The organism is Winogradskyella sp. PC-19 (assembly GCF_002163855.1).
Lineage (GTDB): Bacteria > Bacteroidota > Bacteroidia > Flavobacteriales > Flavobacteriaceae > Winogradskyella.
The window spans coordinates 2,934,425-2,949,801 of record NZ_CP019332.1; the positions used below are offsets into that span (position 1 = coordinate 2,934,425).

Below are 15,377 nucleotides of genomic sequence, written 5' to 3' on the forward strand. Positions count from 1 at the left end.
ATGTCGGATGTAGCTGCTATTGAAAACTTTGTAAATAAATACAAAGCGCTTAAAAATGAGATTGCAAAAGTTATTGTCGGACAAGAAGCTGTTATTGATCAGATACTGATTTCAATTTTTTCAGGAGGACATTCTCTACTTATCGGTGTCCCTGGCTTAGCTAAAACATTAATGGTTAATACCATAGCTCAGGCTTTAGGCTTAGATTTTAAGCGCATTCAATTTACACCGGATTTAATGCCGAGCGATATTTTGGGTAGTGAAATCTTAGATGAAGACAGGAGATTCAAATTTATAAAGGGTCCAATTTTCGCTAATATCATTCTTGCAGATGAAATTAACAGAACACCACCAAAAACACAAGCAGCTTTACTTGAAGCTATGCAAGAGCGTGCTGTTACAGTAGCAGGACACAATTATAAGTTAGAGTTACCTTATTTCGTTTTAGCAACTCAAAACCCAATTGAGCAAGAAGGAACGTATCCTTTACCAGAAGCACAGTTAGACCGTTTTATGTTTGCTATTAATCTAGAGTACCCATCTTTTCAAGAGGAAGTAGATGTGGTCAAAGCTACAACTACTGATAAAAAAGTTTCAGTTAATTCTTTATTTTCAGCACAAGAAATAATAGATTTTCAGAATGTTATGCGTCGCATCCCAGTAGCTGATAATGTCATCGAATATGCAGTGGCTATGGTTGGTAAAACAAGACCTAATACTAGTACAGCTGCAGATTTAGTAAAAGAATATGTAGATTGGGGAGCAGGTCCACGTGCGTCACAGAACTTGATTTTAGCTGCTAAAACTCATGCAGCAACAAAAGGTAAATTTTCACCAGATGCCGAAGATATACAAGCTGTAGCAACTTCGATATTACGCCACAGAATTATTAAAAATTACAAAGCCGAGGCCGAAGGCATAACTGACGAAGCAGTAATTAAAAGCTTATTCTAGATTAATTGCAGCATAGTATTACATTTGTACTATGTTGAATCATCCTAACAGAATTTTTGGTTTAGATGTTATTAGAGCAACTGCAATACTTCTTGTTCTATTATCGCATTGTACTTATATTCTACCTGAATTTAATAAGAGCTTAACTGATGGTATTCGTCTACTAGGAGCAACAGGTGTAGATATTTTCTTTGTGCTTAGCGGCTATCTTATTGGTGGCATATTACTCAGAAAATTAGATGTTGGTAAAATTGCGTTGTCAGATTTAATGCATTTCTGGAAACGTAGGTGGCTTAGAACCTTGCCTAACTATTTCCTAGTATTAATATTAAATATTTTTCTAGTCTTTTTTTTAGATGATGATTTAGTTAACGATGTTTGGCTATACTTTCTGTTTCTTCAAAATTTTTTAACACTACACCCTAACTTTTTTACCGAAGCTTGGAGTTTATCTATTGAGGAGTATGCATACTTAATTTTACCTTTTTTAATGTATGTTTCATTTGTAATATTCAAAAATTTAAAAGCCTCAAAAGTGTTTTTATACACTACAGTTTTTATAATTTTTTTTCTATTTATTTTAAAAATCCATTTTTATTATTCTGTAGAAATTGAAAGCTATAAAGACTGGAGTTCTCTATTTCGAAAAGTAGTTATATACAGACTTGATGCTATTTATTACGGTTTTGTATTGGTATATCTAGTTTCAAAATATGATTTTTTTAAAAAGCAGAGTTATCCGCTATTTATCTTTGGTTTAATACTGTTTATATGCCTTCATGTTATAATAGTTTTATTACAGATAATACCAAATAGCCATAAATTATTTTATAGTATTTTTTATTTGCCATTAATTAGTATTAGTATAGCTATGGTGTTTCCTTATTTTTTAAAACTCAAAGCAAGTAATAATATAATGAAGTTTATTAAATATATCAGTACGCGTTCTTATGCTCTTTACTTAGTTAATTATTCTTTAGTAATGCTAACATTTCAACAATTTTTAAGGCCTTCGATTTTGACAGTTGTAATTTATTTAATAGTAACTTTTATAATTTCAGAAATACTGTATAGGTGGTTTGAAATACCAATTTTGAAACTAAGAAAACGCTTAGTTCCAAGATAGTTTTGTTGATTAGAAATTTTAATAATCAATTAATTAGGGTCTTAATTGTTAACTTATTAGATTATTAACCCTTAAACTGAAAAATATTCAAATTTGTTATAGATATTTTACCTTAGATTGAATTATTCCTAATGAATATTCAATTTTGTTACATATTTTTAAAAATGCTTTAAAATTTGTAAATTTGTGCTGCAAAAAAATAATTATCAACCTTTAAAAATACTATATGGCTTTTGACATTGATATGATTAAGAAGGTTTATGCCAACATGACGGAGCGCGTAGATGCAGCTAGAGATGTTGTTGGTAAACCATTAACTCTTTCAGAAAAAATATTATACTCTCATTTATGGGATGGAAAACCTACTACAGCTTTCTCTAGAGGAAAGGATTACGTAGATTTTGCTCCAGATCGTGTTGCTTGTCAAGACGCAACAGCGCAAATGGCATTATTACAGTTTATGCAAGCTGGTAAGCCAAAAGTGGCTGTTCCAACAACGGTACATTGTGATCACCTAATACAGGCAAAAGAAGGAGCTGCTACAGATTTAAAAAATGCTAATGATGTAAGTAGCGAAGTTTTTAATTTCCTTGAGTCTGTATCTAACAAGTATGGTATTGGTTTTTGGAAGCCAGGTGCAGGTATTATTCACCAAGTAGTTTTAGAAAATTATGCATTTCCTGGTGGTATGATGATAGGTACCGACTCTCATACTGTAAACGCAGGTGGTTTAGGAATGGTAGCAATTGGTGTCGGTGGTGCAGATGCAGTAGATGTAATGGCTGGTATGGCTTGGGAACTGAAGTTTCCAAAATTGATTGGTGTTAAATTAACAGGTAAATTATCGGGTTGGACAGCACCAAAGGATGTAATACTAAAAGTTGCTGAAATATTAACTGTAAAAGGTGGAACAGGAGCTATCGTTGAATATTTTGGCCCAGGTGCTACTGCAATGTCTTGTACAGGTAAAGGCACTATTTGTAATATGGGAGCAGAAATAGGAGCGACTACATCTACATTTGGCTATGATGATTCTATGGAGCGTTATTTACGTGCTACTGATAGAGCAGATGTAGCAGATGAAGCTAACAAAATAAAAGATTATCTAACAGCAGATGCCGATGTATATGCAAATCCGGAGCAGTATTTTGATCAAGTTATAGAAATTAACTTATCAGAATTAGGGCCACTATTAAACGGACCTTTTACTCCAGATTTATCAACAACTGTAGGTAGCGCAATGACTGAGAAAGCAACAGCTAACGAATGGCCACTTCAAGTAGAATGGGGTTTGATTGGTTCTTGTACCAATTCTTCTTATGAAGATTTATCTCGTGCATCTTCAATTGCTCAACAAGCTATTGATAAAGGTCTAAAAATGAAATCTGAACTTGGTATCAATCCAGGTTCTGAGCAGGTGCGTTACACTGCTGAACGTGATGGCATCTTAGGGATTTTTGAAGACCTAGATGCTAAAATATTCACTAATGCTTGTGGACCTTGTATTGGCCAATGGGCACGATATAGTGATCCTAAAAATGCACCTAAGAATAGTATTGTACACTCTTTTAATAGAAACTTTGCTAAGCGTGCAGATGGTAATCCAAATACACATGCCTTTGTAGCATCTCCTGAGTTAACTGCAGCAATAGCTGTTGCTGGTCGCTTGGATTTTAATCCATTAACAGATAAGTTAATTAACGAAAACGGTGAAGAAGTAATGTTTGATGAGCCAACAGGATGGGAATTACCACCAAAAGGCTTTGAGGTTAAAGATAATGGTTATTTAGAACCAGTGGCTGATGGTAGTGGTGTTGAAGTAACAGTCAACCCTACATCAGAACGTTTGCAATTATTAACTCCATTTACACCTATAGAAGGTAACATCAAAGATGTTAAATTATTAATTAAAGCATTTGGGAAATGTACAACTGATCACATTTCAATGGCAGGTCCATGGCTACGATTTAGAGGACATTTAGACAATATTGCAAATAATACATTGATTGGTGCCGTAAATGCATTTAATAAGAAAACAAATTTTGTTAAGAATCAATTAACAGGCGATTATGGAGGAGTTCCTGATACACAACGTGAATACAAGAAAAATGGTGTTTGGTCTGTTGTTGTTGGAGATCATAATTATGGTGAAGGTTCATCTCGCGAGCATGCTGCAATGCAACCACGTCATTTAGGTGTAGCTGCAGTTATTGTAAAATCTTTTGCTCGTATTCACGAAACAAACCTTAAAAAGCAAGGTATGTTAGGACTGACATTTGCTAATGAAGCGGATTACGATTTAATACAAGAAGACGATACTTTTAACTTTACAGATTTAGATGCTTTTGCACCTAATAAACAATTGACTTTAGAGATTGTTCATGCAGATGGAAGTTCGGATGCTATTAAATTGAATCATACATACAATGATTCTCAAATAGAATGGTATCATGAAGGTTCGGCATTAAACTTAATAAAAAAGCAGAATGCTTAATTAAGATATTTATTTAATATTGAAAAGGCTTTGATGAAAATCAAAGCTTTTTTATTACTAGTAATTTACAGCACACTTATAATATTCGAAATATTTTTTATCTGTGATATTAAAAGTAATAAAAAAGCCTCTCATATTATGAAAGGCTTTTTTGTACTATAAAGTTATTAACTTACAAAGCAGCAACGTGCTTAGTTAATTGAGATTTAAGGTTTCCAGCTTTATTAGCATGTATAACATTTTTCTTAGCTAACTTATCAATCATACTAACTACAGAAGGTAACATAGCTTGTGCTTCTTTAGCGCTAGTTAATTCACGTAACTTCTTGATAGCGTTACGTGTTGTTTTGTGCTGGTATCTGTTCAGCAGACGTCTCTTCTCGTTACTTCTAATTCTTTTTAATGCTGACTTATGATTTGCCATGTCTTTTACTTTTATTAAAAAATTGTAGCCCGTAGGGGAATCGAACCCCTCTTACCAGGATGAAAACCTGGCGTCCTAGCCGATAGACGAACGGGCCATTTATATTTAGTTTTTTTAAGCTTTATTAAGAGCTTTTGAAAACTATTTAAAATTTAAATGAACAACAATGTTTCCATTGCGGATGCAAAAATACAACTATTTTTAAATGTTGCAACACCAAAGCAATTTTTTTTAAAAAAAATTAATATGCCTTTGCAAAGAGGACACGTTGTTTTGATATATTACCTGTGTAAACACATTGTCCTTCCTCCATTACGCTGTCGTAAGGAATACATCTAATGGTAGCTTTTGTAAGTTCTTTTATTTTATTTTCAGTCTCTATTGTACCATCCCAATGAGCAGAAATAAACCCAGTTTTAGTTTCTAGTATTTTTTTGAAAGTTTCGAAGTCATCTACTTCTGTTATATGTTCATCTCTGTAAGTCTGTGCTTTATTAAATAAGTCTTGTTGAATCGTATTCAATAAATCTGAAATTTTATTCTCAATACCCTCAATTGTAACTACTTCCTTAGTTAACGTGTCACGTCTAGCTAATTCAACAGTGCCATTTTCTAAATCTTTTGGGCCAATAGCAATACGAAGTGGTACGCCTTGTAGTTCGTGCTGGGCAAATTTAGCACCAGGTCTAAAAGTATCTCTGTCGTCAAATTTTACACTTATGTTCTTTGCCTCTAAGTCAGATTTTAGTTTTGATACAACTTTTTTTATAGCTTCAAACTGTTCATCGTTTCTATATATGGGAACAATAACAACTTGGTTAGGAGCAAGGTTTGGCGGTAATACTAGGCCTTGGTCATCACTATGAGTCATTATTAATGCGCCCATCAATCGAGTAGAGACACCCCATGACGTAGCCCAAACGTAATCTTGTTTTCCTTCTTTGTTAGTAAACTTAACATCAAATGCCTTTGCAAAATTTTGACCCAAAAAGTGAGATGTTCCGGCTTGAAGGGCTTTTCCGTCTTGCATTAGGGCTTCTATACAATGCGTATCTATTGCACCAGCAAAACGTTCGCTTTCTGTTTTTACACCTTTGATAACAGGAATAGCCATAAAGTTTTCAGCAAAATCGGCGTATACTTTATTCATCTGTTCTGTTTCAGCTATAGCTTCTGATTCAGTGGCGTGAGCAGTATGTCCTTCTTGCCATAAAAATTCTGCTGTACGTAAAAATAAGCGTGTACGCATCTCCCAACGTACAACATTTGCCCATTGGTTAATAAGTATAGGTAAGTCTCTGTAACTTTGAATCCATCCCTTGTATGTATTCCATATAATAGCTTCACTTGTTGGTCTTACTACAAGCTCTTCTTCTAATTTTGCTTCAGGATCAACTCTTAACTTACCTTCGTTATCTGGATCATTTTGTAACCTGTAATGTGTGACTACAGCACATTCTTTAGCAAAACCTTCAGCATTCTTTTCTTCGGCTTCAAATAAACTTTTAGGAACGAAAAGCGGAAAATAAGCATTTTGATGTCCAGTAGCTTTGAACATTTTATCTAATTCTGCTTGCATATTTTCCCAAATCGCATAACCGTAGGGTTTGATAACCATGCAGCCTCTTACCGCTGAGTTTTCAGCTAAATCGGCTTTGACCACCAATTCGTTATACCATTTTGAATAATCTTCTGCTCTTTTTGTAAGATTTTTGCTCATTATCTGTTATTTGGCACAAATGTTGTGACTATGTTAAATAAAAAAATAGTAGAGCAAAACTAACTATTTTTGTAATGTTCAACAATTTAAATCATCATAGATATGCGATTTACTTATACACTCAAAAAATTAACAGCACCATTTATAGCGTTAGGAGGAATTTTAATGCTTTCTTCATGCGGTGCTTATCAATACGTTGGATACGATAATGACGGAATATACAGTTCTGATGAAGTTGTTGTAGATGTTAACGAGGCAGCTACAAACCGAACTAATGACAATTACTATGCAAATTATTTTGCTGAACATGTTAACGAAGCACAATTATTGCAAGATGAAGGTGATGTCTTTACTGATATTGACTCTTACAGCAGCGGCTCTGTTGCTAGTCAAGACGTAGAGATTATTGAAGATTATGGAGGTTGGGGTCAAGTAAACGATCAAGTAACTATTAATTATTATAATACTGGTTGGAATAACTGGGGTTGGGGTTTTAATGACCCTTGGTTATGGAATGGAGGTTTTGGATTTGGTTGGAATAACTTTGGTTGGAATAATTGGCGTTGGAATAGATGGTATGGTAATATTTGGTATAGTCCATGGGCATGGAACGGAGGCTTCGGTTGGGGTTACAACAACTGGGGTTGGAATAATGGCTATCATAGAAATCAGTTTGCATATAACTATAGTAGACGCGGTAATGCATACAACAGGTCATCTGTTCAAAATAGTAGAAGAAATAGAACAGGTGTATCTAGACGACTAGCATCTGTTAATAGAAGAGGTACAACTGTAGGAAGAAGAAATATGACAACTCGACCAAGTCGTACAATACGAGACCCACGAATTCGTGGAGGTAACTCTACATCGACGAGACCATCGAGAGGTACTGTCACTAGACCATCTAGAGGTACAACAACTCGTCCGTCTAGAGGTACAACTACTAGACCATCACGAGGAACTACGACTAGATCTTCAAGAGGTTCTGTGTCTAGACCATCTCGTAGTGGATCAGTTAGAAGTTCAAGAAGTTCTTCTTCTCGTTCTTCAGGAAGTGTAAGATCTTCAAGTAGCAGAAGTAGTTCTTCAGGAGGTTCTCGTTCAGGAGGTTCTCGAGGTGGAGGTAGAAGAGGATAATTTCAAAAAAAATATTAGTTTAAATTAAATTATGAAAAAAGTTATTTTACTCTTCATAACAGTACTTTTCATGTCCTTTATTAACGGGCAAGACATAACTGATGCCGTTAGATATTCTGACGATGAAATAAATGGTACAGCTAGATTTAGAGCTATGGGAGGCGCATTTGGCGCTCTAGGTGGAGATTTGTCAGCTGTAAGTATAAACCCAGCAAGTTCTTCTGTTTTTACACAAAGTAGAGCCTCTTTTACCATTGGTTATAATACTAAATCTAATAATTCTAATTATTTTGGAAGTTCTTTAAACGAGAGAGATGGAAATATTAATTTTTATCAAGGAGGAGGAGTTTTTGTTTACGAATCAAATAATCCAAGTACTAAATGGAATAAATTTTCTTTAGGAGTAGCTTATGACCAAACTGGAAATTATGATGATAATTGGTCTGTTTCGACATTAGATGCAACAACATCTATTTCTGAATATTTTCTTGGGTATAGTCAAGGTCTACGATTAGATGAAATTTCTGCATTTCCAGGTGAATCTTTGAGTGAAGCTTATGCCGACATAGGCTCGGTTTACGGTTATGCAAATCAACAAGCATTCTTAGGATATGAATCTTTAATAATTGACCCTGTAGAAAATACAGATGACAACACTGCTTATGTAAGTAGTATTTTGGGTGATAGATTTAATCAAAATTATTTTTTTAATTCTACTGGATATAATGGAAAAATGGCATTTAATTTTTCAGGTCAATACGATAATAAACTTAATATAGGTTTAAATATCAACGCCCATTTTATTAACTACGAGCGATTAACCCTAATGAATGAAATCAACACGAACCCTAACTCTGCAGTTGAACGTGTGAATTTTGAAAATGCTTTAAGAACAACAGGAGCAGGGTTTTCTTTTCAGATTGGGTCTATTTATAATGTAACAAAAGAATTAAGGGCAGGACTATCTTATCAATCTCCTACTTGGTATAGAATAACTGACGAATCTAGTCAATATATTGAAACTCTTGTAAGCCAAGGTAGCGCCTTTAGAGTGATTGATCCAGGTATAATTAATATTTTTCCTGAATATAGATTACGTACTCCAGGAGAATTAACGGGTAGTTTAGCTTATGTATTTTCTGGTAAAGGTTTGTTTAGTTTTGATTATTCCCGTAAAGATTATTCTGAATCTTTATTTAAACCAAATGACGACCCGTTTTTTGCTTTTCAAAATAACGAAATTCAAAACTTATTAGGTGTTTCTAATACATATAGATTTGGGGCTGAATACAGATATAATCAGTTTAGTTTTAGAGGAGGTTATAGATTTGAAGAAAGTCCTTACAATGATGATTCAATATTAGGAGATTATACAGTTTATTCTCTAGGTCTAGGATATAAAATAGGAGATTTTGCTATTGATTTAGCATACATACAAGGCCAGAGAGAGCAAAATAACTTATTATATTCTGATGCTCCAACATTCAGAGAAAGTGCTCAAGTAGACTCTAAGCTAACAGATGTAGTTATTACTCTTTCTTTCGGAATTTAATATAATTATAGATTTACAAAAACCTCTAGCATAAATGTTAGAGGTTTTTTTTGTAAGTATATCTAAGGAATTACGACTAGAAAACACAGAATCAAATAACTTAACCATGAATTCTATTTGGCTTTTTGAAGATGTAAACCTCTTTAGTTTATTATGCACACACAAGTTTAAGGCTTACAAGCATAATCACGATTTTGATGCTTATAAGAAAAGTGACTACATTTATTTTGAAGAAGATGCTGCCAATAAAGTTTATCTAATCGAAAAAGGTAAAGTCAAGATTGGCTATTATAATGAAGATGGAGCCGAAGTAGTTAAAGCTATTTTACGTAAAGGCGAATTGTTTGGAGAGAAAGCAATATTAGGCGAAAATACAAGAGATGAGTTTGCACAATCGATAGATAATAATACTTCAATTTGTCCTGTTGGCGTTAATACGATGCATGATTTAATGCGAGCTAATCAAAAATTCAGTTTTAAGATATATAAGTTTATTGGTTTTAAATTCAAAAAGCTAGAACGCAGGCTTCAGCTTTTACTTTTTAAAGATGCCAAGACGCGTTTAAGCGAATTTTTAGATGAACTTTGTAATGATTATGGATATAATTGCGAAAAGACAGGAGATTATGTTATCAAACATCCATACACACAAAAAGGTATTGCCTCTTTAATTGGTATCTCGCGACCGACTTTAAATACGCTTATGAATGATTTAAAGCTACAAAACATAATTGATTTTAATAGAAGAGAAATTAGAATCCTAAAAAAGGTAGCTTAATGTCAGCTAGCTGACATTTTATCCAATTTTGGTCATATAATTTAGCATCATCAAATTATATGAACTTAAAAAATTGGATAATGATTAAAAAAATGTTTTTAGGAGTTTTAGCATTAGGATTAATGGTAACTTCTTGTAGTGACGACGACGATGTGCAAATAATTCCTGATGCAGGAGTATTAAATGGTAGTGATTTTTCATTTACTGTAGATGGTACTCCAGATTTTGTTACAGGTATATCAACAGATGCAAATGCTGTTGGTACAAACAGAACTTTTGTAATTACAGATTTAGATTTAAATATTTTGGGAACTCCTCCAAATATTGAAGCTTTAGAAGGAGTAAATTTTGAAGCTGCTGGACGCGGTGTGTGTCTAATATGGTACTTAAGATTTGAAAACGATACTAATATTGACACCGTAACCAATGCTAATGATTTAACAGGGTCTTTTGACTTATCTAATTCTATAAGAGTAGAACGAGGGCCTAATGCAGATGCATTAACAGGTGGCCCATTCAACTTTACAGTAGATGGAACACCAGATATGGTTAGTGGTATAGCATTTGAGAACCCCAATAATAGAATTGGTACTAATGCTACATGGGTAATTACAGATGATACAGGTATGATTTTAGGCACACCACCTACACTAACTGCAGTTGAAGGTGTTGATTTCGATGGAGCAGGAGTTGGTGTTTGTTTAATATGGTATTTGCGTTATGAAAACGATACTAATATCGCTACTGTTACTAATGCTAATGACCTGACAGGTACGTTTCATTTATCAAATTCTATTACAGTTAATAGAAATTAAAATAGTATAAACTTAATGTTATTAATAAAGCGTAGTTTCGTTTAAGAAGCTGCGCTTTATATTTTTATAAGATGAATAAATCAAAACGGAATAATATTATTTTCTTAGTAGTAATAGCTTTATTATTAATACCTCAAACTAGAAAACCTATACAGGTATTACTGCACAAAGGTATTGCTTTGATTAATCCGGTCAGTCTTACAGAGATTAGTGATAGAGTAACAATAAGTAATTACAATTGGAAGCTTCAAAAAGAAGATGGAAAACCCTATAATTTTGAAGATGCAAGAGGAAAAGTAATTATTTTGAATTTTTGGGCAACTTGGTGTCCGCCTTGTATTGCCGAAATGCCAAGTTTACAAAAACTCTATGATAAATACGGCAACGAGGTTGTATTTCTATTTGCTACAAGTGATTCTATAACGACAACAAAAACTTTTAAAACTAAAAATCAATACACTATTCCTGTTTATAAAATACTTTCTAATCCACCAGCAGAGTTGGAAACATCTTCAATTCCGCGAACATTGATTATTAATCAAAAAGGTGAAATTGTTATTGATAAATCTGGTGCAGTAAATTGGTTTGGAGAAAATATTCTGAATAATATAGATGAACTCTTAGAACGTTAATTCTACTTAAAATACTTTTTTGGAACAATAAGCATCCCAAAATTTTCGCCTTTATGTTTTCCTAAATGTTTGTGGTGAATTTTGTGAGCACGTCTTACACCACGAGCATACTTGTTGTCGATATTTCTTAACCATTTAAAACGCTGATGGATAAATATATCATGAACAACGAAATAAGCAATCCCGTATGCTAAAATTCCAAAGCCAATAGGTAAGGTAAACCACATACCTTCAACACTCCACAAATAGAAGCATGTCATACTCACTACAGCATAAAAAATAAAAAAAGCATCATTACGCTCAAACCAGCTATCGTGGTCTTTATGATGATGGTCTTTGTGTAAGCTCCATAAAAAACCATGCATTACGTATTTATGAGTAAACCATGCGTTGAATTCCATTATAAAAAATGTCCCGAAGAATATAAGTATCCAAAGAAATGTTTGCATTGAGGTAAGTAATTTTTAAAGTAAGTTTAATTGGTATTTTACATAACTTCTAGTTAATAGCTCTACTTTTTTGTAATCAGGAACTCTGATTCTGGCAGATTTTATTTCTAAGGCTGGCGTCTTTTTTAGTTTGTCTAATAGTTTGCTATAATATCTATATGCCATAAACACACCAAAACGAGCTTCGAGAGGTAGTTTTTTGATGCCTACAAGTCCTTTTGCAAAATCTTCTTCTATATCAGTAATTATAGCTTGTTTTGAAGCTTCATCTAAATGATTTAAATCTGTATTTGGAAAATAAGTACGACTCAAATCTTCAAAGTCAGCTTTCAAGTCTCTCAAGAAATTTACTTTCTGAAAAGCTGAGCCTAAACTCATTGCTGAGTCCTTTAGCTCATCATATTTTTTATCATCTCCTTTAACAAAAACTTTTAAGCACATTAAGCCTACCACGTCAGCTGAACCATAGATATAATCTTTGTATTCTTCTGGAGTTAAATAGTTGTGTTTGTAAAGGTCTTGTTTCATACTTTTCATAAAAGCATCGACCATATGCTTTTCGATATTGTATTTATGATATGTTTCTTGAAATGAATTAAGAATTGGATTTAAGCTTATTTTCATTTCTAGTGCATCTTCTAAATCATTAGAAAATTTATCAAACAATATAGCTTTATCGTAATCATGAAATGTGTCAACAATTTCATCAGCAAATCTTACAAATCCATATATATTGTATATGTCTTGTCTGATGCTGTCTGAAAGCATTTTCGTTGCCATAGAGAATGATGTACTGTAAGAGGTAGTTACCAGCTTACTACATTCTCTAGAAACTCTGTCGAAGATTGATTTCATGTTTTTAATTTTTTATTTGTTTTTTTATTAAGTCTGCTGCGAGTTTACCTGATATTAAGGATGGTGGGACTCCAGGACCAGGAACTGTTAATTGTCCAGTAAAAAAGAGATTTTTTACTTTTTTACTTTTTAAATTAGGTCTTAAGAAAGCAGTTTGTGATAGCGTATTTGCCATACCATATGCATTTCCTTTGTAAGAATTATACTCCTTTTTAAAGTCTTTGACGCAAAAAGACTCTTTAAAGATAATATTATTTGTCACCTTTTGATTGGTTTTCTTTTCAAATCTGTCGATAATGATATCAAAATACTGTTCTCTAAGAGCTTCAGTGTCCTCAAGATTAGGTGCAATAGGAATCAGAAAGAAGCCAGTTTCGGAATCTTTAGGTGCCATAGATGCATCAGTTATTGAAGGAAAATTAACATAAAAGAGTGGTTGTTTGGGCCACTTTGGATTATCATAAATATCTTCGGCGTGTGCTTCAAAATCAGTATCAAAAAATAGGTTATGATGTTCGACATTTTTTAGTTTCTTATCAAAACCAACATAAAAGAGAAGAGAAGATGGGGCAAATGTTTTCTTATCCCAATAAGCTTCACTATACTGTCTGTATTCTTTATCTAATAATGTTTCAGAATGACTATAATCTGCACCACTAAGAACATAATTAGATTCTATTTCTTTACCGTTTACAGTAATTCCTTTTGTCTTTCCGTTTTCAACATTTATCTTTTCTACTACTGCATCTGTATTTAGTTCAACACCAAGACTTGTTGCTAAATCTCTCATGGCTTTTATAACTTCGTACATACCACCTTTTGGATGCCAAGTCCCTAAGCCAAAGTCAGCAAAATTCATAAAACTATAAAATGAAGGTGTTTTACTTGGTTTTGCTCCAAGAAATAACACAGGAAACTCTAACGTAGATATAAGTTTTGGATTTTTAAATTTCTTTCTGACTTCGCTACTTATAGTTCTAAAAAATTGGTCAACACGTGTTACAGTCTCTTTAGTTACCAACTCTAGTGGCGATAATCCAGGTTTTAGAACAATTTTATTTATTGCAATATCGTAATTGTCTTGCGCCTTAGATATGAATTTTCTTAAGGGCTCAGAACTTCCTGGTTCAATACGCTCAAATTCTTCGCAAATTTTGTCCATGGTATCACCAATAGTAATTTCATCATCTGAGAAGAAAATTTTGTAAGCAGGACTTAGTTTATCTAGTTCGTAATAATCCTTTGTTGATTTATCGAAGTCATTGAAAAATTTTTCAAAAATATCTGGCATCCAATACCAACTTGGACCTATATCGAAAGTAAATCCTTCTTTTTTTAATTGTCTGGCTCTTCCACCAACTGTACTGTTTTTTTCAAAAACAGAAACTTTGTAGCCATCTTTAGCTAAATAGCAAGCAGCTGAAAGTGATGAGAACCCAGAACCTATAATAGATATTTTAGTCATTATTTAAGATTGTCAGTAACTTCTTGTATTGATTTAAAGCATTTAATTTTTGGAGGTAAATTGTCCATGTCTATACTGTTCAGCATTTGGCCTAAAATCCAAAACTCCGCATCAGTCTTTTCTAGCAAGGTTTCGCTGAATGATTTTAAGTAATCATCTATTTCTTCCTTTAGTGGCTTTATAGTAAAATAGGATAAGAATATAATGTCATCGTAATAATTAAGTATATCCGCTAGGCTTTCCATAGGAACACTTTGACCTAAAAAGATACAATGATAGTTATTACTAACAATTTGATAATTCAAGAACATAATACCTAGTTCATGAATTTCGTTATCGGGTAAAAAGAGAACAAATGTTTTCTTAGAGTTTGGTTTAGTTTCTGACTGAATAAACTCAGTGTTTATAAGTATTTTTTGACGAATAAGGGTTGTCAAAAAATGTTCGTGAGCTGGAGTTATAGTATTTGTTTGCCATAACAATCCAATTTCAGTAAGCAGAGGAATAAATATGTCATAAAATATATCATCGAAGGATTTGTCCTTTAACAAAGCTTCGTAGGTATTGTAAAAAAGAGCTTGATCAAAATTAAGCATTGACAACTTAAATGAGTTTATTGCATGGCTCTCTAAGTTTGTTTGAGATGCAATTTCCCTAACTAGCGCAGGAATTTCTTCTGGCTTTAGGGTTGCTATTTTAGATATTTTGTAGCCGTTATTGTTAAGGTAGCTTACATTAAGCATCTTCTGAAAACTAGCTAAGTCGTAATATCTTATGTTTGTGTCTGTTCTTTTTGGGGATAAGAGGTTGTAGCGTTTTTCCCAAATACGAATAGTATGCGCTTTAATACCTGTAAGATTCTCTAAATCTTTGATACTAAATTTATTTTTCATGTTATTCATACAAGCTCTATTTGTTTATCAAAATAAAATTAATGTTAAACAAAAGTAAGTGTTTAACTTTTAAGAGTACGGTA

General features: G+C 33.1%; 14 protein-coding genes and 1 tRNA gene. 8 read left to right on the forward strand and 7 right to left on the reverse strand.

From position 1 onward, the window contains the following. The 3 genes from BTO05_RS13680 to BTO05_RS13690 all read left to right on the forward strand — a co-directional run bounded on the left by BTO05_RS13680 (position 1) and on the right by BTO05_RS13690 (position 4,574). On the forward strand, positions 1 to 954 hold the full coding sequence (locus BTO05_RS13680) for an AAA family ATPase (RefSeq protein ID WP_087493211.1): 954 nt from the start codon (positions 1 to 3) through the stop codon (positions 952 to 954). A gap of 31 nt (positions 955 to 985) precedes the next feature. Continuing rightward, positions 986 to 2,080, forward strand: coding sequence for an acyltransferase family protein (locus BTO05_RS13685; RefSeq protein ID WP_087493212.1), 1,095 nt, complete (start codon positions 986 to 988; stop codon positions 2,078 to 2,080). Positions 2,081 to 2,306: 226 nt separating this feature from the next. After that, entirely contained in the window at positions 2,307 to 4,574 is a 2,268-nt protein-coding gene (locus BTO05_RS13690) for an aconitate hydratase (protein ID WP_087493213.1), read from the forward strand. A 172-nt stretch (positions 4,575 to 4,746) separates the two neighbouring features. Here BTO05_RS13690 and rpsT read toward each other — a convergent pair whose 3' ends face one another. From rpsT to proS, 3 genes are all read right to left on the reverse strand, one after another. Next, positions 4,747 to 4,998 carry a 30S ribosomal protein S20 gene (rpsT, locus tag BTO05_RS13695; RefSeq protein ID WP_087493214.1) on the reverse strand — a complete coding sequence of 84 codons (252 nt, stop codon included), beginning with the start codon at positions 4,996 to 4,998 and terminating at the stop codon, positions 4,747 to 4,749. 25 nt (positions 4,999 to 5,023) lie between these two features. Further along, positions 5,024 to 5,095: transfer RNA gene (locus BTO05_RS13700), tRNA-Glu, on the reverse strand. Between the two features lie 144 nt (positions 5,096 to 5,239). Next, positions 5,240 to 6,718, reverse strand: a complete 1,479-nt coding sequence (proS, locus tag BTO05_RS13705; protein WP_087493215.1) for a proline--tRNA ligase — start codon at positions 6,716 to 6,718, stop codon at positions 5,240 to 5,242. Between the two features lie 102 nt (positions 6,719 to 6,820). Between proS and BTO05_RS13710 the strand changes: the two genes are divergently transcribed. The 5 genes from BTO05_RS13710 (at position 6,821) to BTO05_RS13730 (ending at position 11,632) form a co-directional block, all read left to right on the forward strand. After that, positions 6,821 to 7,855: a hypothetical protein gene (locus BTO05_RS13710; protein WP_087493216.1), complete on the forward strand. Its 1,035-nt coding sequence runs from the start codon at positions 6,821 to 6,823 to the stop codon at positions 7,853 to 7,855. 31 nt (positions 7,856 to 7,886) lie between these two features. Next, positions 7,887 to 9,407, forward strand: coding sequence for an OmpP1/FadL family transporter (locus BTO05_RS13715; protein ID WP_232459753.1), 1,521 nt, complete (start codon positions 7,887 to 7,889; stop codon positions 9,405 to 9,407). Between the two features lie 106 nt (positions 9,408 to 9,513). After that, entirely contained in the window at positions 9,514 to 10,185 is a 672-nt protein-coding gene (locus BTO05_RS13720) for a Crp/Fnr family transcriptional regulator (RefSeq protein WP_087493374.1), read from the forward strand. A gap of 80 nt (positions 10,186 to 10,265) precedes the next feature. Next, complete coding sequence (locus BTO05_RS13725; protein WP_157662597.1) at positions 10,266 to 11,000, forward strand: hypothetical protein; 735 nt, start codon at positions 10,266 to 10,268, stop codon at positions 10,998 to 11,000. 71 nt (positions 11,001 to 11,071) lie between these two features. Beyond that, positions 11,072 to 11,632 carry a TlpA family protein disulfide reductase gene (locus BTO05_RS13730; protein WP_087493219.1) on the forward strand — a complete coding sequence of 187 codons (561 nt, stop codon included), beginning with the start codon at positions 11,072 to 11,074 and terminating at the stop codon, positions 11,630 to 11,632. Between the two features lie 2 nt (positions 11,633 to 11,634). On the opposite strand, the gene BTO05_RS13735 is transcribed toward BTO05_RS13730, so the two are convergent. The 4 genes from BTO05_RS13735 to BTO05_RS13750 are packed head-to-tail and all read right to left on the reverse strand — an operon-like array spanning position 11,635 to position 15,294. Further along, positions 11,635 to 12,081 (reverse strand): sterol desaturase family protein, encoded by a 447-nt coding sequence (locus tag BTO05_RS13735; protein ID WP_087493220.1) that lies wholly within the window; start codon positions 12,079 to 12,081, stop codon positions 11,635 to 11,637. 15 nt (positions 12,082 to 12,096) lie between these two features. Then, entirely contained in the window at positions 12,097 to 12,936 is an 840-nt protein-coding gene (locus BTO05_RS13740) for a phytoene/squalene synthase family protein (RefSeq protein WP_087493221.1), read from the reverse strand. 4 nt (positions 12,937 to 12,940) lie between these two features. After that, a complete protein-coding gene (locus tag BTO05_RS13745; RefSeq protein ID WP_087493222.1) occupies positions 12,941 to 14,401 on the reverse strand; it encodes a phytoene desaturase family protein in 1,461 nt (486 codons plus the stop codon). Next, complete coding sequence (locus BTO05_RS13750) at positions 14,401 to 15,294, reverse strand: MerR family transcriptional regulator (protein ID WP_317041902.1); 894 nt, start codon at positions 15,292 to 15,294, stop codon at positions 14,401 to 14,403. Before BTO05_RS13750 ends, BTO05_RS13745 begins: the two co-directional genes overlap by 1 nt. Positions 15,295 to 15,377: the final 83 nt, after the last annotated feature.